The following is a 16,687-nucleotide window of genomic DNA, read 5'->3' on the forward strand; positions in this document are numbered from 1 at the left end:
GAAGGACGGCCGCGGCCTCAGCCGAAGCGCCGAAGTGCCGCGGCGAACAGGTCCGTATCGACATTGCCGCCGGAGGTCACGGCAATCACGGCATCGCCTTCGATCGCGGCACCGTGGAACAGCGCCGCCGCAAGGGCGACGGCCCCGCCGGGCTCCACGACGATCTTCAGCCGCTTGAAGGCGAGCGCCATGGCGCGCAGCACCTCCTCCTCCGTCACGGCGATGCCGGACCCGGCCAGACGTTGCAGAATGGGAAAGGTGATCCTGCCCGGTTCCGGCGTGACGATCGCGTCGCAGATCGAGCCCGTCATCGTGGCGTTCCGCACGATCTTTCCGGCGGCCAGCGAGCGCGTGGTGTCGTCGAAACCTTCCGGCTCGCAGGGGCGCACGGTGAAGCCCGGCGCGGTGGCCTCGAGGGCCAGGGCGATGCCCGAGCTCAGCCCGCCGCCGCCGCAGGGCACCAGCACGTCGGCTGTCGTTATGCCTTCCTCTTCCGCCTGCTCCGCTATTTCGAGGCCGGTCGTGGCCTGGCCGGCGATGACCAGCGGCTCGTCGAAGGGCCGGATCAGCGTCAGGCCGCGCTCTTCGGACAGCCGCGCGCCAATGGCGTCCCGGTCTTCCGTGCCGCGGTCGTAGAGAACGACCTCGGCCCCGAAGGCGCGGGTGTTCTCGATCTTCAGCTTCGGCGCGTCGGAGGGCATGATGATGACGGATGGAACGCCGTGCCGCGTGGCGGCGAGGGCGACGCCCTGGGCATGATTCCCCGACGAGAAGGCGATCACGCCGCGCGTGCGCACCTCCGGCGCCAGCCCCGAAAGGGCGGACCAGCCGCCGCGGAACTTGAAGGAGCCGGTGTGCTGCAGGCATTCCGCCTTCGCGAAGACGCGCCGCCCCGCCATCTCGTCCAGGAAGGGCGAGGACAAGAGCGGCGTCCGCCGGGCATGGCCCTGCAGGCGGGATCTGGCGGCGACGATCATTTCGATGGATGTCATGGAGCAGGCTTTCGGCTGATGCGGTACCCGTTTCATAGAATGCCGCCGCACGCTTGAGAATGTCCGTTCTTGTCATGGTGACAGGAGCGTCCGCGCCTCGAACGGCACCATGCAGCAGAAGGACGCACCCTCTTGAAATTGCCGCATTGAACGGCCAATTGCAGGTCATGTGCATGGAAACGTCCGTCAGAATTTCGAGGCTTCGCGATCAAGCGCGCTCCCTGACCCGGAGCCGGCTGTCTTGACCCTGTAACGCCGCCGCAGATCCCGCCGCTCCGGGAACCCACACGATCCAACAGTGCGGTTCATGTCGTCTCGCCCTTGCGGCGTTCCGATGGAGCATATCCATGTCCTTGCCTCATTCCCCCAGAATCTGCCTCACCTGCGACCGGCATCTCCCGCGCGCGGCCAGCCGCTGCCCCTGGTGCAGGGCGCCCGTTCTCGTGCGTGCCGCCTCCGGCGTCCGCCGCACGGCAGCGTTCTTGCGGCCCGGCGGGGGGAGGGGATGATGAGCGGCGCAACGTGCACCGGCGCCCCTGCCGCGCAGGCCGGCGGTCCCGACGAATTGCAGCAGGTCGGGGTGCTTCCCTGGCGCCTTCGGCGCGACGGCGAGCCGAAGATATTGCTCATCACCTCGCGCAGGCGAGGGCGATGGATCGTGCCCAAGGGATGGCCGATGCGGGGGCGTTCGGCGGTCGCCGCGGCGTCCCGGGAGGCCTTCGAGGAGGCCGGCGTCATCGGCGATATCTCGCCTTCGCCCGTGACCTTCTACCGCTACATGAAGGCGCTGGACGACGGCTCGGAAGTTCCCTGCCACGTCCCGGTGTTCGGCATGAAGGTGCGCGGCACGCTGAGCCATTGGCGCGAGAAGGGGCAAAGGCAGCGCCGCTGGTTCTCCCTCGCCGCGGCGGCCGACCGGCTCGGCGACGCGGAGCTTGCCGCCTTCGTGAGGACGCTCGATGGCGCGCCGGAGGCGCTGCGGCCGTTCGGCTCGTTTGGCGGGCGGAAAGATTCGCCCTGCGAACCGCGGGCCGGTGGACGGTGAGGTAGCGCGATGGTTTCGCCACGCCCGGCCCGCCGCGTTGCGCGACGTCCTTTGCGCAGGACCGCCGCCGACTGCTGACGGCCTGGCGCTGCTGACTGCGAATGCAAGAGCGGCGCCAGGATATCGCCTCCCGACCCATGATGAAAACCTGTCGAGCAAGGCCGGCCGCATCCCTGCGCCGCCGCCTGCTCCTATTCGGAAAGAGCCAGACATGCGCTTTCGATACAGCCATACATTTCCCATCAGTGGCCCGAACAAGCTGCCCCGTTTCAAGCAATGGGCGGCCGAGAACCTGCCGGGCATCGCCTTCTCCCTGCCGCCGCAGGTTCCGGTGAAGAGCACGGCCCTGACGGTGCGCCTGCAATCCATCGAGGATCGCAATGCGCTGACGGAAAAGCTGGTCGGCGCCAGCTTCTAGCGGCATGAGGGGGCAGCGAACGATTGCCTTGGCGGCATCGTTCGCCGCCTCTCTTCCTCAAGCGTCCGGTCATGTTGCCGCGGAGGCTAAGGATATGCGCCGATGGTTCCATAATTCAGCTTATGCAACTTCCATATGCTGCCGGGCGGGATCGAGAATGGCGCGGCCGAGTGGAAAAAAGCGGAAATGCTAGACGGACTGCGGGGCGATGAACTGGTAGTAGGCCCACACGAGCGCAACCACGACGAGGACGGCGATCCAGATCAGGCCCTTCTTCGGTGGCGGTGCCTGCGGCTTGTTCTTGTCGTCCTGCTGCGGCTTCCGGCGTTCGAATTTCAGAACATTGTTCTCGTTCATGGCATCCTCCGGTGCGCAGGCGTGGCGGTCGCCGAGAGCTTTACCGGCGATTTGCCCCTTTCGGCAAGCGCCCCCGAGGAAGATCATGGATGGGGTTGTCCGGCGGGGTCACACCGCCCTTCCCCCGACGCCCATCTGCTCGAAATGCTTGTGGCCGAGATGGCCCGTGCCGTCGCGGATGTCCGCGGCGATCGCGGCCTTGAGCGCCTCGGGGTTGCGCGCGACGATGGCGGCGAGCGCCTCGGCGTGGCGGTCGATCTGGTAGGTGGTCGACAGGGTCTCGCCCGCCCGGCGCATGAAGGGGGCAAGGCGCAGCCAGAGGGATTCGATCAGCGGCAGCATCACCGTGCCGGGCCGTGCCTCGTAGAGGCAGCGGTGGAAGTCGAAATTCGCCTCTACGAGGCGGCCGAAATCGCGCCGCGCCAGCGCCTCGTCGGCCTGCTGGTCGAAGGCGCGGAGGCGGGCGAGCCGTGCCTCGTCGATGAAGGGCATGGCGCGTTCGGCGGCGCGGGTTTCGAGCGCGATCCGCGCCTCCAGCACCTCCTCGAAGCGCTGCGGGTCGAGATCCGGCACGCGGACGCGGCGATTGTCGAGCAGTTCCAGCGCCCCGTCGGCGACCAGCCTGTGCAGCGCCTCGCGCACCGGCATGGCGCTGACGCCGAGGGTTTCGGCCAACCCGTTGATCGTCACCGGATCGCCCGGTTCGAACTGGCCCGTCATCACGGCCCGCCGCAGCACGCGGTAGACCCATTGCTTGGCGGATTCGGACGCTTCGCGACCGGCTGCAACCAGCATGCTGAAACCCTCCCGTCTGTCGACCCGGTCTATGCCGGCTTATCGTCTCCGGGCTGAATTTTGCGGCCCTTGCACGCAGGGCGGATAAAGTCGCAAAGCTCAAAATGGCCCTTTACAGATTTGATCAAATTATGATTTGTTGTGATCATAAGCAAGTCAAGCCTATCACATAAGAGCCGTGATCAGCGGCCGGACAGAGGACAGCCGGCGCTCTGGGCGGAGGAAGCTCGGGACGCCGGACGATAAACGGGGAACCGATGACTGAGACCCGAACGACCGCGGCCCATGGCGGCGCCATCGGCATGCATGGCATCAAGAAATGGTTCGGCAATTTCCAGGCCGTCGACGACGTGACGCTGGATATCCGGTCGAACGAGTTCTTCACCCTTCTCGGCCCGTCCGGCTGCGGCAAGACCACGCTCCTGCGCATGATCGCCGGCTTCGAGCTGCCGACCGAAGGGCAGGTCCTGCTCGACGGGGTGGACATTTCCAGCCTTCTGCCGAACCAGCGGCCGGTCAACACGGTCTTCCAGAACTACGCCCTCTTCCCGCACCTGACGGTGGCCGAGAACATCGGCTTCGGCCTCAAGATGCTCGGCAAGCCCCGGTCGGAAATCGACAGCGTCGTCAATGACATGCTGAAGCTTGTTCATCTGGAAGGACGCGGCGGCAACCCGGTCACGCAGCTTTCCGGCGGCCAGCAGCAGCGCGTGGCGCTCGCCAGGGCACTGGCGCCGCGGCCGAAGGTGCTCCTGCTCGACGAGCCGCTTTCCGCGCTCGACCTGAAATTGCGCAAGTCCATGCAGATGGAGCTGAAGCGCCTCCAGACCGAAACCGGCATCACCTTCGTCTTCGTCACGCACGACCAGGAGGAAGCGCTCACCATGTCCGACCGCATCGCCGTCATGTCGACGGGCACGGTGCGCCAGGTGGGCTCGCCCTGGGACATCTACGACCGCCCGGCCGAGCGTTTCGTGGCCGACTTCATCGGCGAGACGAATTTTCTGGAGGCCGAGGTCGTCGCGGTTTCCGGCGACCGGGCGCGCGTGCGGCTCTCCTCCGGCGCGGAGATCCCGGCGACCTTCCCGGCGGACGTGACGCCGGGCGGCAAGGTGACGGTCGTCATCCGTCCCGAACATGCCCAGGTCGGAGCCCCCTCGCCCGCCTCGGTGCTGCGCGGCATCATCCGCGAGATCGTCTATCTCGGCACGGACACGCATTTCCACATCCGCCTCGAGGACGGCACGACCTTCACCGTGCGCCAGCAGAATGCCCGCAGCGGGTCCTGCGGCTTTTCCAAGGATGAAGCGGTCGGCATCAACCTCAGCGACGACGTCGCCCAGATCCTGAGGGACTGACGATGAGCGGCGCACAGGAAGCCGCTCTGGCGGCGCAGAAACAGGATATCCGCTCTCGCTGGCTGCTCAGCGCGCCGGCCCTGCTCATCATCTTCTTTGCGGCCGTCGGCCCGCTGCTCGTGATGCTGCTCTACTCCTTCATGGCGAAGGGCGACTACGGCGACGTCAGGTTCGGGGAGTTCTCGCTCGAGGGCTGGGTCTCGGTCTTCTTCCAGCGCGACATATTCGACGACACGCTCGGCCTTGCGGATGCGCATCTGTCGATCATCTGGCGCTCGCTCCAGCTGTCGTTCTTCACGACGCTCCTCACCCTGATCCTCGGTTTTCCGACCGCCTACTTCATCGCGACGCGTCCGCCGCACACCCGCGAGATCTGGGTCTTCCTCGTCACGATCCCGTTCTGGACCAACCTCCTCATCCGCACCTTCGCCATGCAGCAGGTCATCCGCAACGAGGGCCTCCTGAACAATGCCCTGATCTGGCTCGGCGTGATCGATTCGCCCCTGCAGATCATGTATACGGACACGGCCAACCTGCTCGGCATGACCTATGTCTACCTGCCGCTCATGGTGCTGCCGCTCTATGCCTCGATCGAGAAGCTCGACTTCCGGCTGGTGGAGGCGGGATACGATCTCTATGCGAGCCGCCTGCAGGTCCTGCGCCGCATCGTGATCCCGCTGGTCAAGCCCGGCATCATCGCCGGCTCCATCCTCGTCTTCATCCCGTCGCTCGGCGCCTATGTCATTCCGCGCGTGCTTGGCGGCGGCAAGAACATGATGCTCGGCAACCTCATCGAGATGCAGTTCGGATCGGGCCGCAACTGGCCGCTCGGCGCCGCCATGTCGATCACCCTGATGGCCCTGGTGATGGTCGCGCTGATCTTCTACGTGCGCAATGCCTCGCGCGGAGGTTCGAGCCATGTTTAAGTCGCATTTCGACATCCGCTCGCAGCCCGGCTTCGGGTTCATCACCCTCTTCACCTTCTTCGCGCTCTACCTGCCGATCGCCGCGCTGGTCATCTACTCCTTCAACGGCGCGGAATCCCTGTCGCGCTGGGATGGGTTCTCCGCGCGCTGGTTCGTTGCGGCCTGGCAGAACGCGGCCGTTCAGGACGCGGCCATCCGGTCGCTGATCATCGCGATCTGGGCGGCCTTCCTCGCCACGATCGCCGCCACCATGGCGGCCCTTGCGACGACACGCACGACGCCCTATCGCGGCCTTACCTTCAAATATGCGCTGATCAACCAGCCGCTCATGGTGCCGGAGATCGTCACGGCCGTGGCGCTGCTCATCGTCTTCTCGCGCATCAAGGTCTGGACCGGCTATTCGGGCCTCGGCTACCTGGTCGTCGCGCACACCGCCTTCTGCATCCCCTTCGCCTACCTGCCCATCCGCGCCCGGCTGGAGAGCATGGACCTGACGCTGGAACGGGCGGCGGCCGACCTCTACGCCACGCGCTGGCAGACCTTCCGGCACGTGACCCTGCCCCTGCTGCGCCCGGCGGTCATCGCCGGCTTCATGCTGGCTTTCGTCATCTCGCTGGATGACGTCGTCATCACGGAATTCGTGAAATCCGGCGGACAGGACACCCTGCCGACCTATATGCTGGGACAGCTCCGGCGCGAGACGACACCCGAGATCAATGCCATCGCCACGGTCTTCCTGGCGCTTTCGACGGCGCTCGTCGTGGTTTTCTTCTTCATCAACCGGAAAAAACAGTGATCATCTCGACGAACAACGACAGAGAGGAACAGAGAATGAAAACGAATTGGATGACGACGACAGCGACGGCGGCGATTGCCATGCTGTTCGCGGCGAATGCCGCTTCGGCGGCCGGCCAGCTCAACATCTACAACTGGGGCGACTACACGAATCCGGAACTGATCAAGAAGTTCGAGGAGAAGTTCGACGTCAAGGTCACGGTCACCGACTACGATTCGAACGACACGGCGCTCGCCAAGGTCCGCGCCGGCGGCCACGGTTTCGATGTCGTCGTGCCCTCGGCGAACTACGTGCAGATCTGGATCAAGGAAGGCCTGCTGCAGGAAGCCCGGCCGGACCAGATGGAGAACTTCAAGAATGTCGACGAGCGCTGGGTCGACGTGCCGTGGGATCCGGGCCGTCACTACACCGTTCCGTGGCAGTGGGGCCTGACCGGCATCGGCGTCAACACCTCGGTCTACAAGGGCGACATCAACACCTCGGCGATCTTCCTCGATCCGCCGGAGGAACTGGCCGGCAAGATCAACGTGGCGCCGGAGATGAACGACGTCCTCTTCGCCACGATCAAGTATTTCGGCGGTGACTGGTGCACGACGGACAAGGACGTCCTGCGCAAGGTCCGCGACAAGCTCGTCGAGGCGAAGACCAAATGGCTCGCCATGGACTACAGCGTGACGGAGAAGCTGCCGGCCGGCGACTATGCCGCCGTCTACTACTGGAACGGCGCCATCATGCGCTCGCGCATCAAGAACGCGGACATCAAGTTCGGCTACCCGAAGGAGGGTTTCCCCTACTTCATGGACAGCGTCGCGCTCCTCAAGGACGCGAAGAACGCCGAGAACGCCAAGCTGTTCATGAACTTCATCATGGATCCGGAGAATGCGGCCCTGATCTCCGCCTTCGCCAAGTATTCCAACGGCATCAAGGGTTCGGAAAAGTTCCTGCAGGCGGAAATGCAGGATGCGCCGGAACTGGTCGTGCCGGCTGAATTCCAGCCCGCGGGCGAGTTCCTCGCAAGCTGCGAGCCGGACGTGCAGCAGCTCTATACCAGGATCTGGACCGAACTGCAGAAGTAAGCGGCAAGGCCGCAAGGAAACGAGGACGGCCGTACGCGGGAGGACCTGGCGCCTTCCCGCGCTTCGGTCGGATATGCCATGATCAAGACGTTCAAGGACAGGCACGGCTTTGCCCGTGCGGATATCACGCTCGCCAACTGGCGCACCGCGCCCTATAGCCGCTGGACCTTCCAGAATGTCCGCGATCTCGTGCCGACGGCGGTGATCGCGGCCGGGGTGCCGGCCGCCGAAGTGCCGCTCGCCAGCGACGCCTTTCTCGATGCGGCGATGGAGACCGGCCTTGCAGGCGCCCCGAGCGCCCGCGCCTTCCTCGACTTCGCCCATACGGACGCCTTCGTGATGATGCGCCGGGGCGAGATCGTCGCGGAATATTATGCTCCCCATGCCGACCCGGATGCGCCGCATCTCGTCTTCTCCATCTCGAAGTCGTTGACGGCCGTCGTCTCCGGCATTTTGGAGGCCGAGGGGCTGATCGATCCCGACCGCCCGGTGACGGACTATCTGCCGGAGGCCAAGGGCAGCGTCTATGGCGACTGCACCTATCGCGACGTGCTCGACATGCGCGTCAGCCTCGATTTCGAGGAAGCCTATCTCGACCCGCACGGCGCCTTCGCGCGCTATCGCCGCGCCATGCTGTGGAACCCGCCGGAACCGAACATCGCGCCGGAGACGCTCGCCTCTTTCCTCATCACCCTGCAGAAGGCCGAGCGGCCGCATGGCGGGCCGTTCTACTATGCCTCGCCGAATGCCGACCTGCTCGGCGTCGTCATCGAACGCGTCACGCGCGCGCGTTTTTCCGACCTCGCCTCCGATCTCCTCTGGAAGCCGATGGGTGCGAAGGGCAATGCCGATATCACGGTGGACGCGATCGGCACGCCGCGCACCGCGGGCGGCGTCTCCATGACGGCGCGCGACCTTGCCCGCCTCGGCGAACTGCTGCGGAACCACGGCGTGCGCAACGGCCGGCAGATCGTGCCGGAAGGCTGGATCCGCGACATGCAGGAGAACGGCGACCGGGAAGCCTGGCGAGAGGGCCGCAATGTCGACCTGCCGAACGGGCGCTACCGCAGCCAATGGTACCAGTCGGGCGAGGCCGACGGCGCCTTCTGCGCGATCGGCATCCATGGCCAGTGGCTCTATGTCGATCCGAGCACCGAGACCGTCATCGTCAAGCTCTCCTCCCAGCCGGAACCGCTGGGCGACGAGGAGAACCAGGACATCTTCACCTTCTTCCGGGCGCTCTGCCGCCGGGCAATCTGAACGCGATTCGAGGACACGCCATGCAGACGGAAGCGAGCTTCATCATCCGCAACGCGCGGGTGCTGACGATGGACGCGGCGAACCCGCGGGCGAACGCGGTTGCCATTGCCGGAAACCGCATCCTGGCCGTCGGCCCGGAAGCCGAGATCGACGCCTTTTCCGGACCCGACACCCATGTGATCGACGCCGGGGGCGGCACGGTGCTGCCCGGCTTCAACGAAGCGCATATGCACATCTTCGGCGGTTCGGCCGAACTCAGCGAACTGTCGCTGGCCGGCGTCAAGGGGTTTGACGCGCTGGAGAAGGCGGTGAAGGCCTATGCGGCCGAATATCCCGAGCGCCGGCTCCTCATCGCGCAGCAGGCCGATTACACGATCCTCTCCGACGACGAGCGCATGACGCGCCATCATCTCGACCGCATCCTGCCGGATCGGGCGCTGCTGATCGTCGCGCCCGACCACCACACGGCCTGGGCCAACACGACGGCCCTCACGATGGGCGGCATCCTGGAGGGCCGGGATGTCGGCGTCGGCAACGAGATCGTCATGGGCGAGGACGGCCTTGCGAGCGGGGAGCTGCGCGAGAGCAACGCCATCCGCCCCATTTCCGCCTTCGGCGAGACCGGCGGGCGGGAAATGCTCGGCGTCGGCACCGGCGGCGACCCGGAGCACGTGACGGCGGAAGAGCGCGCGGGCGACATCGAGGTCATCAAGCGGGGCCTTGCCTATGTCGCCTCGCTCGGCATCACCTCGCTGCAGAACATGGACGGCAGCCTCTACCAGCTCGAAATGCTCGACGAGATCGAGCGCACGGTGGGCCTGCCGGTGCGCGTGCGCATGCCCTTCCACATGAAGAACTTCATGCCGCTCTCGGACCTCGAGACGAAGGCCGCCGCCTGGCGCGAGCGTTTCAACACGGACCGCCTGCGCTGCGATTTCGTCAAGCTCTTCATGGACGGCGTGACGGAATCGGGCACTGCCGTCTTCATCGACGACTACGCGCACCAGCCGGGCTGGAAGGGCGAGCCGCTGTTCTCGCAGGACCATTTCGACAGCATCGCCATCGCCGCCGACAGGCTCGGCCTGCCGGTCGCGGTGCACGCCATCGGCGACGGCGCGGTGCGCATGGTGCTGAACGGCTACGAGGCCGCCATCAAGGCGAACGGCAAGCGCGACAGCCGCAACCGCATCGAGCATATCGAGGTCGTGCATCCCGACGATATTCCCCGATTCAAGGAACTGGGCACCGTCGCCTCGATGCAGCCGACCCATCCGCCGGGCAGCGCCGGCCTGCCGGTCGAGCCCTACCTCTCCTATATCGGCGAGGACCGCTGGCCCTATGCCTTTGCCTGGCGCACGCTGGTCGATGCCGGGGCTGAGATCGTCTTCGCCACGGACTGGCCGGTCTCCCCGCTCGATCCGATGCACTGCATCGAATGCGCCATGACGCGCGGCCTGTGGAAGGAGGGCCTGAAGGACCAGCGGCTTTCGCTTGCCGAGACGTTGGCCGCCTATACGAGGAACGGTGCCTGGGTCGAGTTCATGGAAGACCGCAAGGGCATGCTGAAGCCGGGGTATCTCGCGGATATCGTCGTGCTGTCCGGCAATGTCGAGGCCGCGGACCGTGCGAACCTCGCCGCGATCCGGCCCGTCACGACTATGTGCGACGGCCGCATCACCTATCAGGCGTGACGGCGGGCGGGCCAAGGCAGCCGTAAGGGCAACGGTCCGGCCCACGCGGCGGAATTTCCGCCCGTGGCTTTGTCAAAGAGCATTCGGACGTGGCGCTGGAGGCTGCCTCGACTGAATGTTTGTATGCGGCACCGTCCAGCGCCCCGTTCGGCGGTTTTTGCCCGCGACTTCGGCCTCTCTGCGATGGCGGGGTGCGTGGGAACGGTGGCGCGCCCTTCCGAAGAAAGGGTCATGCACGCCCTCAGGATCACGGTGCCGCAGCCACGACTGCCGGTCGGCACCGTCTTCCACTGCGCCATGCGAGCGGGGGAAGCCCCCGGACGCCGCATGGTGCAGCCGCCATGTTGTGTGCCGCACAGGCACGCCCGGCGACGTGATCGGGGCAAAACGGCGGTCCGGCCCGACGCCCCGCCATTTCCCCCGTTTCGCCGGAGGGAGACCATTTTCCGCGCGCCCGGTGCGTCAAGGTGTGCGTCGCCCCCTCACGCCCCGCGCCGACCCCGCCTCGCCGCAACGCCTTGCGGTGTATCCGCGGCGGGATGGGAGATTGTAGGCACGGGGTTGAGGGGTGGGGAAAATGCGGGACGTGTTTTTTGGCGGCGAGGACGTGCGGTGGGGCGTGGGTCCTCGGGTCAAGCCCGAGGATGACGGAGAGGAGGAGAGGTTGCCAGCCCCTTGGCCGGTGCGGCATCCGGCTCCCTTGCTTCAGCCCTAATCCTCTCTTCTTTCGTCATCCTCGGGCTTGACCCGAGGATCCATAATCGCCGACATTTCCCGTATGACGGGATATGTCTATATCGTCACAAACCAAAGGAACGGCACGCTCTATATCGGCGTGACGGCCGACCTTGAACGGCGCATTCATGAACACCGGGAGAAGGTCACGCCTGGATTCTCCTCGAAATATGATTGCGTTCGCCTGGTCTGGTATGAAGAGCATGACAGCATCGGCACGGCCATTCAGCGGGAGAAATCGCTGAAACGCTGGTATCGGCAATGGAAAGTCGAATTGATCGAGGCGATGAATCCGGATTGGCGGGATTTGTACCTGGAACTTTGGTGAGGCGTGCCGTGAAGGTGGATCCTCGGGTCGAGCCCGAGGATGACGGTGGGGAGGAGAGGTTGCCCCAGCCATTGATGGCGCGGCATTCGGCACCCTCGTTTCAGCCTTAAACCTCTCTTCCGTTGTCATCCTCGGGCTTGACCCGAGGATCCACTCGGGCACCGTCAACCCTGCCGGGCGAGATCCACGAGATAGGTGTTTTCCGACCGCGACTTCGCGTAATCCTCGGGGCGGATTTCCGCGAAGAGCAGGGTTTCGCCCTCTGCCGAAGCTTCGGCGAGCAGCTTGCCGTCGGGCGCCGCGATGCGCGACAGGCCGGCATAGGTGAAACGGTCGTCGGCGCCGCAATGGTTGATGTAGGCGACGAAGACCTGGTTCTCGAAGGCGCGCACCTGGATCATGTGGCTAGCGATGAAGGTGCCGGACGAGCCCTTCGGCAGCGCCGTGGGCACGATGACGAGATCGGCGCCGGCCAGCGCGAGCCGCCGCACGTTCTCGGGAAACTCGACGTCGTAGCAGATCAGCATGCCGAGCCGGATGCCGCCGAGCTCCACCATGACGGAGGCCGGCGCGGCCGGGCGGAAGACGCCGCGCTCATACTCGCCATAGAGATGGGACTTGCGATAGACGGCATTGGTGCCGATGCCATCGGTGAAGAGCGCGCTGTTGTAGACATGCGCTCCTTCCTGTTCGGCAAAGCCCGTGACGATGGCCAGCCCGTTGTCCCGCGCGATGGCGCCGAGCCGCCTTGCCACGTCGCCCGTCGCAGGCGAGGCCAGCCGGGCGAAGGCCGCCTCCCCTGCCCCGTAGCCGGTGACGGCGAGCTCCGGCACGACGAGCAGCTTGGCGCCACCCGCCGCCGCATCCGCGGCCGCCGCCGCGATGCGCTCGATATTGGCCTCGCCGTCGCCGGCAATGGCGTGCATCTGAAGGGCGGCGATCCGCATGCGGGCTCCTGTCTGCTTCTGTGCCGTTCCGCTCGGCTATAGTACACCTTCGCCGGACCGGCTGCTAATCCCGCGACGACATGGCGCCGAGCAGCTTCGGCAGGTCGCCGAAGCGCGCGACGAGGCCGAAGATGGTGGCGGCGATGGCGACGAAGAGGATCGTGACCGAGGCCATGGTCGGCGTATAGCCGTAGCGCAAGGCGTTGAAGATTTTGATCGGCAGCGTCTCCATCGTGAAGCCGATCGTCATGTAGGCCACGATATATTCGTTGAGCGACAGGACGAAGGCGAAGGCATAGCCGGAGATCAGATAGGGCAGGATCAGCGGCAGGACCACCGTGCGGAAGATCGTACGGTCGTCGGCGCCCATCGTCGCGGCCGCTTCCACCAGCGAGCGGTCGATGGAAGAGAAGCCGAGCGACAGCGTCACCAGCGGCAGCGTCACGAAGAAGATCGCATGGCTGATCACCGCGGTCGCCGGCTGGCCGTAGAAGCCGGTCGTCGCCCAGAAGGTGAGCAGGCCAAGTGCCGTGATGACCGGCGGCAGCGTGAAGGGCGCGATGCCGAGCAGCTGGAAGATGTTCGCCCAGGGGGCATGGCGCCGCCAGAGAAACCAGGCGAGCGGCAGGGCGATGAGAAGCGCCACCGCCGCCGAGAGGGCGGCCAGCGTGATCGAGGCGAAGAGGGCGCTGCGCCATTCGCTGTTGGTGAAGATCTCGCCGTACCAGCCGAGCGAAAAGCCCTGCGGCGGGAAGGCCAGCGTTTGCTTCTCGTTGACCGAGACGCCGGCGACCACGATGATCGGCAGCGAGAGGAAGAGGCCGACGAGGCCGAAATAGACCTTCTGCAGCAGCGCGTTCATGCGGCTTCTCCCTTGCGGCCGGCATAGACGGTGAGTGCGACGAGGCCGAGCGTGACGAGCACCAGGAACACGGCCATGGCGGCGGCGAACGGCATGTTTGACTGGTAGATCGCCTGGTCGGTGATCAGCACCGAGAGCGTCCAGTGCTGCGGCCGGCCGAGGATCTGCGGCAGCAGGTAGGAGCCGAGCGCGAAGATGAAGACCATGATCAGCGTGGCGACGATGGTGTTGCGCAGTGCCGGCACGACGACGGTGAAGAAGGATTTCATCGGCGAGGCGCCGAGCGTGCGCGCGGCCTCCGTCAGGGTGGGGTCGAGCCGCACGAGGGCGGGATAGAGCACCAGCACCGTATAGGGCAGCGCCTGGTAGACCATGGCCGTCAGCACCGCGCCGAAGCTCGGATTGAGCGCCACCGCCTCGTTCATGATGCCGAGCATGACGAGGAGATTGGTAATGCCGGCGGTGCGCGAGAACAGCGTCGACCAGGCAAAGCCGATGATGACTTCCGACAGCGACAGGATGGACAGCAGCGCCACCAGCCAGAGCACCTGGGTCTTCCGCTTGGCGCGCGAGAGGAGATAGGTGAAGGGCACGGCGAGCACGACGCAGCAGATGGCGACCATCACCGCCAGGAACAGCGAGAAGCCGAGCACCTTGCCGAAGAACAGGCTCAGGAAGCGGGCATAGTTGTCGAAGACGAAATCGGGCGAATAGAAGCCCGCCGGATCGCGGCGGAAGAAGGAGACGGCGATCATCGTCGCGAAGGGCACGACGAAGAAGACGATCAGCATGCCCGCGGGGAAGAACAGCGGGCCGTAGTCGGAGAACTTCTGCGGGGCCTCGCGTCTCATGACTTCAGCACCACGCAATCGGCCGGGTTGAGCTTCAGACCGACGGTCTGGCCGACGGCGACATCCGGCCGCGCATTCGGCATGGAGACGGCGACGACCTGCTTGCCGGCCGCTTCCACGAAGGTCTCGATCGTGCCGCCGAGATCGCGCACGAAGGTGACGGTGCCGGAGATCGGCGCATTGCCGGGCGCGGTGAGGTGCACGTCCTCCGGGCGCACCGAGATGATGCCGGATTCAAGGCCCGCCGGGATGGCAAGACCGGGGATCGAGGCGCCGAGCACGCTGGCGCCGGTGCCATCCGCGGAAAAATCGATGAGGTTCGTCATGCCGATGAAATCGGCGACGAAGGTGTCGGCCGGACGGCGGTAGATCTCCACCGGCGGGGCGGCCTGGCGGATCTCGCCGCCGTTCATCACGACGACCGTGTCGGCCATGGTCATCGCCTCGCGCTGGTCGTGGGTGACGACGATGGTGGTGATGCCGAGGCGCTGCTGGAGCTGGCGCAGCTCCACCTGCATGGCCTCGCGCAGCTTCGCATCGAGCGCGGAAAGCGGTTCGTCGAGCAGGAAGAGTTTCGGCGAGATGGCGAGCGCGCGGGCGATGGCGACGCGCTGGCGCTGGCCGCCGGAGAGCTTTGCGACCGGCCGGTCGGCGTAGCCCGCAAGGTGGATCATCGCGAGCAGCTCGTCGACGCGCTTCTTCTGCGCCTCCTTGCCGATGCCGCGGATGCGCAGCGAATAGGCGATGTTCTCGCCGACCGTCAGGTGCGGGAAGAGCGCCAGCGACTGGAAGACCATGCCGAGATCGCGCTTGTGGGTGGGAACATTGGTGATGTCCTTGCCGTCGAGCCTGATCGCGCCGCTGGTCGGAAGGTCGAGGCCGGCCACCATGCGCATCAAGGTCGTCTTGCCGCAGCCGGAGGGGCCGAGGAGGCAGACGAAGGTGCCGTGCGGCACGGTCAGCTCGACATTCCTGACGGCGGTGAAGGTGCCGAACTGCTTGACGATATTCTGGAGGGTCAATCCGGACATTGGGGCTCCGCTCGGCTTACGGTTTGGGGCCGGCCGGCTGATGCTTCAGCCGGCCGGTCGAATTGTGGACGGCGCGGCTCAGCCGGCGATCATCTCCGTCCACTTCTGGTTCAGCCAGTCGGACTTGGATGTGTAGAGGTCGTAGCGCGGGATGATCGGATCGATGTCCGAGGAGACCGCGGCGAATTCCTCGGCCGTCAGGTCGAGAAGGTCGCGCTTGACGGTCGGGGCGGTGCCGACCTTGCGCGAGAGCAGCGACTGGATCTGCGGTTGGCACATGTAGTTGATGAAGGTATGGGCTTCCTCGACCTTTTCCGAGGCGCGCGACAGCGCCCAGCAGCCGGAATCCATGATGCCGCCTTCCTGCGGGAAGGTGGAGCGGACCGGCTGGCCATCGGCGGCGGCAAGGCCCGTCACGTCGTGGTAATACTGGCCCATAGGAATCTCGCCCGACTTCAGCGACTGCTCGAACTGCGCTTCGTCGCGATACCACAGGCGCACGTTCGGCTTGACCTCGGCGAGCTTCTCGAAGGCCTTGACGAGGCCTTCCTCGGTGTCGAGCGCGTTGGTGCCGCCGAAATGGGTCTTGGCCGTCACTTCGAGCAAGAAGGAGTTGGAGACGAGCGCGAGCAGGCCGAGCTTGTCGGCGTTCGCCGGATCCCACAGCGCGTTCCAGGAGGTCGGGGCTTCCTTGTAGACGTCCGTGTTGGTGACGAGCGTGATGTACCACGCGACGGCGCCGATGCCGGCGACGCGGCCATCCGGATACTTGTTGACGAAATGGTCGATGAGGTTCGTCGCGTTCGGGATCTTGGCCGTGTCGAGGGCGGCCCAGAGCTCGGTCGACTGGCCCTTCAGCATGGCGACCTGCGACATCATCGAGACGTCGGCCGGCGCCTGGCCCGCCTTGGCGGCCTGTTCGAGCTGCACGAGCCAGGCCTCGCCGGTCGGCTCGGCGACCGATTCGATGGCGATGCCCGTTTCCTTGGTGAAATCGGCGAAGATGTTCTTGTCGAAGGAATCCTTGAAGTAGCCGCCGTAGACGCCGACCTTCAGCGACTTGTCCTGGGCGCGCAGCACGGCCGGCATGGCGAGCAGCGAGGCGCCGGCGACGCCGGCGCCCAGCACCGCGCGGCGGCTGACATTGGTCTTGAGGATGTCACGCATCGTCATCTTTCTCCTGTTAGGCCGGCCGATCGATCGGGCCGGTGCGTTCCCG

At 65.7% G+C, this 16,687-nt stretch carries 17 protein-coding genes; 9 read left to right on the top strand and 8 right to left on the bottom strand.

Annotated elements, in window-relative coordinates; translation table 11 throughout:
- Positions 1-17: 17 nt before the first annotated feature.
- Positions 18-992, bottom strand: coding sequence for a threonine ammonia-lyase (locus tag MUU56_RS04415; RefSeq protein ID WP_244766106.1), 975 nt, complete (start codon positions 990-992; stop codon positions 18-20).
- A gap of 508 nt (positions 993-1,500) precedes the next feature.
- Here MUU56_RS04415 and MUU56_RS04420 point away from each other — a divergent pair.
- Positions 1,501-2,037 (top strand): NUDIX hydrolase, encoded by a 537-nt coding sequence (locus MUU56_RS04420; RefSeq protein ID WP_244766107.1) that lies wholly within the window; start codon positions 1,501-1,503, stop codon positions 2,035-2,037.
- 211 nt (positions 2,038-2,248) lie between these two features.
- Positions 2,249-2,455 (top strand): hypothetical protein, encoded by a 207-nt coding sequence (locus MUU56_RS04425; protein ID WP_244766108.1) that lies wholly within the window; start codon positions 2,249-2,251, stop codon positions 2,453-2,455.
- 189 nt (positions 2,456-2,644) lie between these two features.
- Here the strand turns inward: MUU56_RS04425 and MUU56_RS04430 are convergent, their stop codons facing one another.
- Together MUU56_RS04430 and MUU56_RS04435 are read right to left on the bottom strand one after the other, a co-directional pair.
- Positions 2,645-2,812, bottom strand: a complete 168-nt coding sequence (locus tag MUU56_RS04430) for a hypothetical protein (RefSeq protein WP_244766109.1) — start codon at positions 2,810-2,812, stop codon at positions 2,645-2,647.
- A gap of 108 nt (positions 2,813-2,920) precedes the next feature.
- The gene (locus tag MUU56_RS04435; protein ID WP_244766110.1) at positions 2,921-3,607 is read right to left on the bottom strand and encodes a GntR family transcriptional regulator; all 687 of its coding nucleotides are present in this window, start codon (positions 3,605-3,607) and stop codon (positions 2,921-2,923) included.
- 257 nt (positions 3,608-3,864) lie between these two features.
- Here MUU56_RS04435 and MUU56_RS04440 point away from each other — a divergent pair, with 257 nt between their 5' ends.
- From MUU56_RS04440 to MUU56_RS04470, 7 genes are all read left to right on the top strand, one after another.
- Positions 3,865-4,965, top strand: a complete 1,101-nt coding sequence (locus MUU56_RS04440) for an ABC transporter ATP-binding protein (protein ID WP_398431545.1) — start codon at positions 3,865-3,867, stop codon at positions 4,963-4,965.
- Positions 4,966-4,967: 2 nt separating this feature from the next.
- Entirely contained in the window at positions 4,968-5,891 is a 924-nt protein-coding gene (locus MUU56_RS04445; protein WP_244766111.1) for an ABC transporter permease, read from the top strand.
- The gene (locus MUU56_RS04450; RefSeq protein ID WP_244766112.1) at positions 5,884-6,687 is read left to right on the top strand and encodes an ABC transporter permease; all 804 of its coding nucleotides are present in this window, start codon (positions 5,884-5,886) and stop codon (positions 6,685-6,687) included. Before MUU56_RS04445 ends, MUU56_RS04450 begins: the two co-directional genes overlap by 8 nt.
- A 35-nt stretch (positions 6,688-6,722) precedes the next feature.
- Positions 6,723-7,763, top strand: coding sequence for an ABC transporter substrate-binding protein (locus MUU56_RS04455; RefSeq protein ID WP_244766113.1), 1,041 nt, complete (start codon positions 6,723-6,725; stop codon positions 7,761-7,763).
- A gap of 78 nt (positions 7,764-7,841) precedes the next feature.
- On the top strand, positions 7,842-9,023 hold the full coding sequence (locus MUU56_RS04460) for a serine hydrolase domain-containing protein (RefSeq protein WP_244766114.1): 1,182 nt from the start codon (positions 7,842-7,844) through the stop codon (positions 9,021-9,023).
- 20 nt (positions 9,024-9,043) lie between these two features.
- Positions 9,044-10,714: an amidohydrolase gene (locus tag MUU56_RS04465; protein ID WP_244766115.1), complete on the top strand. Its 1,671-nt coding sequence runs from the start codon at positions 9,044-9,046 to the stop codon at positions 10,712-10,714.
- A gap of 778 nt (positions 10,715-11,492) precedes the next feature.
- On the top strand, positions 11,493-11,777 hold the full coding sequence (locus MUU56_RS04470) for a GIY-YIG nuclease family protein (RefSeq protein ID WP_244766116.1): 285 nt from the start codon (positions 11,493-11,495) through the stop codon (positions 11,775-11,777).
- A 164-nt stretch (positions 11,778-11,941) separates the two neighbouring features.
- Here MUU56_RS04470 and MUU56_RS04475 read toward each other — a convergent pair whose 3' ends face one another.
- The 5 genes from MUU56_RS04475 to MUU56_RS04495 all read right to left on the bottom strand — a co-directional run bounded on the left by MUU56_RS04475 (position 11,942) and on the right by MUU56_RS04495 (position 16,635).
- Positions 11,942-12,724 carry a carbon-nitrogen hydrolase family protein gene (locus MUU56_RS04475; protein WP_244766117.1) on the bottom strand — a complete coding sequence of 261 codons (783 nt, stop codon included), beginning with the start codon at positions 12,722-12,724 and terminating at the stop codon, positions 11,942-11,944.
- 64 nt (positions 12,725-12,788) lie between these two features.
- On the bottom strand, positions 12,789-13,586 hold the full coding sequence (locus MUU56_RS04480) for an ABC transporter permease (protein ID WP_244766118.1): 798 nt from the start codon (positions 13,584-13,586) through the stop codon (positions 12,789-12,791).
- Complete coding sequence (locus MUU56_RS04485; protein WP_244766119.1) at positions 13,583-14,437, bottom strand: ABC transporter permease; 855 nt, start codon at positions 14,435-14,437, stop codon at positions 13,583-13,585. The genes MUU56_RS04480 and MUU56_RS04485 overlap by 4 nt, the downstream gene beginning before the upstream one ends.
- Positions 14,434-15,468, bottom strand: a complete 1,035-nt coding sequence (locus MUU56_RS04490) for an ABC transporter ATP-binding protein (protein ID WP_244766120.1) — start codon at positions 15,466-15,468, stop codon at positions 14,434-14,436. Before MUU56_RS04490 ends, MUU56_RS04485 begins: the two co-directional genes overlap by 4 nt.
- Before the next feature lie 78 nt (positions 15,469-15,546).
- A complete protein-coding gene (locus MUU56_RS04495; RefSeq protein WP_280530940.1) occupies positions 15,547-16,635 on the bottom strand; it encodes an ABC transporter substrate-binding protein in 1,089 nt (362 codons plus the stop codon).
- Between the last annotated feature and the right edge of the window lie 52 nt (positions 16,636-16,687).

The organism is Shinella yambaruensis (assembly GCF_022899355.1).
Lineage (GTDB): Bacteria > Pseudomonadota > Alphaproteobacteria > Rhizobiales > Rhizobiaceae > Shinella > Shinella yambaruensis.

Bases quoted from the DNA above. Each gene is read 5' to 3' on its own strand.
- MUU56_RS04415 (WP_244766106.1), bottom strand. From the start codon at position 992: ATGACATCCATCGAAATGATCGTCGCCGCCAGATCCCGCCTGCAGGGC.
- MUU56_RS04420 (WP_244766107.1), top strand. From the start codon at position 1,501: ATGAGCGGCGCAACGTGCACCGGCGCCCCTGCCGCGCAGGCCGGCGGT.
- MUU56_RS04425 (WP_244766108.1), top strand. From the start codon at position 2,249: ATGCGCTTTCGATACAGCCATACATTTCCCATCAGTGGCCCGAACAAG.
- MUU56_RS04430 (WP_244766109.1), bottom strand. From the start codon at position 2,812: ATGAACGAGAACAATGTTCTGAAATTCGAACGCCGGAAGCCGCAGCAG.
- MUU56_RS04435 (WP_244766110.1), bottom strand. From the start codon at position 3,607: ATGCTGGTTGCAGCCGGTCGCGAAGCGTCCGAATCCGCCAAGCAATGG.
- MUU56_RS04440 (WP_398431545.1), top strand. From the start codon at position 3,865: ATGACTGAGACCCGAACGACCGCGGCCCATGGCGGCGCCATCGGCATG.
- MUU56_RS04445 (WP_244766111.1), top strand. From the start codon at position 4,968: ATGAGCGGCGCACAGGAAGCCGCTCTGGCGGCGCAGAAACAGGATATC.
- MUU56_RS04450 (WP_244766112.1), top strand. From the start codon at position 5,884: ATGTTTAAGTCGCATTTCGACATCCGCTCGCAGCCCGGCTTCGGGTTC.
- MUU56_RS04455 (WP_244766113.1), top strand. From the start codon at position 6,723: ATGAAAACGAATTGGATGACGACGACAGCGACGGCGGCGATTGCCATG.
- MUU56_RS04460 (WP_244766114.1), top strand. From the start codon at position 7,842: ATGATCAAGACGTTCAAGGACAGGCACGGCTTTGCCCGTGCGGATATC.
- MUU56_RS04465 (WP_244766115.1), top strand. From the start codon at position 9,044: ATGCAGACGGAAGCGAGCTTCATCATCCGCAACGCGCGGGTGCTGACG.
- MUU56_RS04470 (WP_244766116.1), top strand. From the start codon at position 11,493: ATGACGGGATATGTCTATATCGTCACAAACCAAAGGAACGGCACGCTC.
- MUU56_RS04475 (WP_244766117.1), bottom strand. From the start codon at position 12,724: ATGCGGATCGCCGCCCTTCAGATGCACGCCATTGCCGGCGACGGCGAG.
- MUU56_RS04480 (WP_244766118.1), bottom strand. From the start codon at position 13,586: ATGAACGCGCTGCTGCAGAAGGTCTATTTCGGCCTCGTCGGCCTCTTC.
- MUU56_RS04485 (WP_244766119.1), bottom strand. From the start codon at position 14,437: ATGAGACGCGAGGCCCCGCAGAAGTTCTCCGACTACGGCCCGCTGTTC.
- MUU56_RS04490 (WP_244766120.1), bottom strand. From the start codon at position 15,468: ATGTCCGGATTGACCCTCCAGAATATCGTCAAGCAGTTCGGCACCTTC.
- MUU56_RS04495 (WP_280530940.1), bottom strand. From the start codon at position 16,635: ATGCGTGACATCCTCAAGACCAATGTCAGCCGCCGCGCGGTGCTGGGC.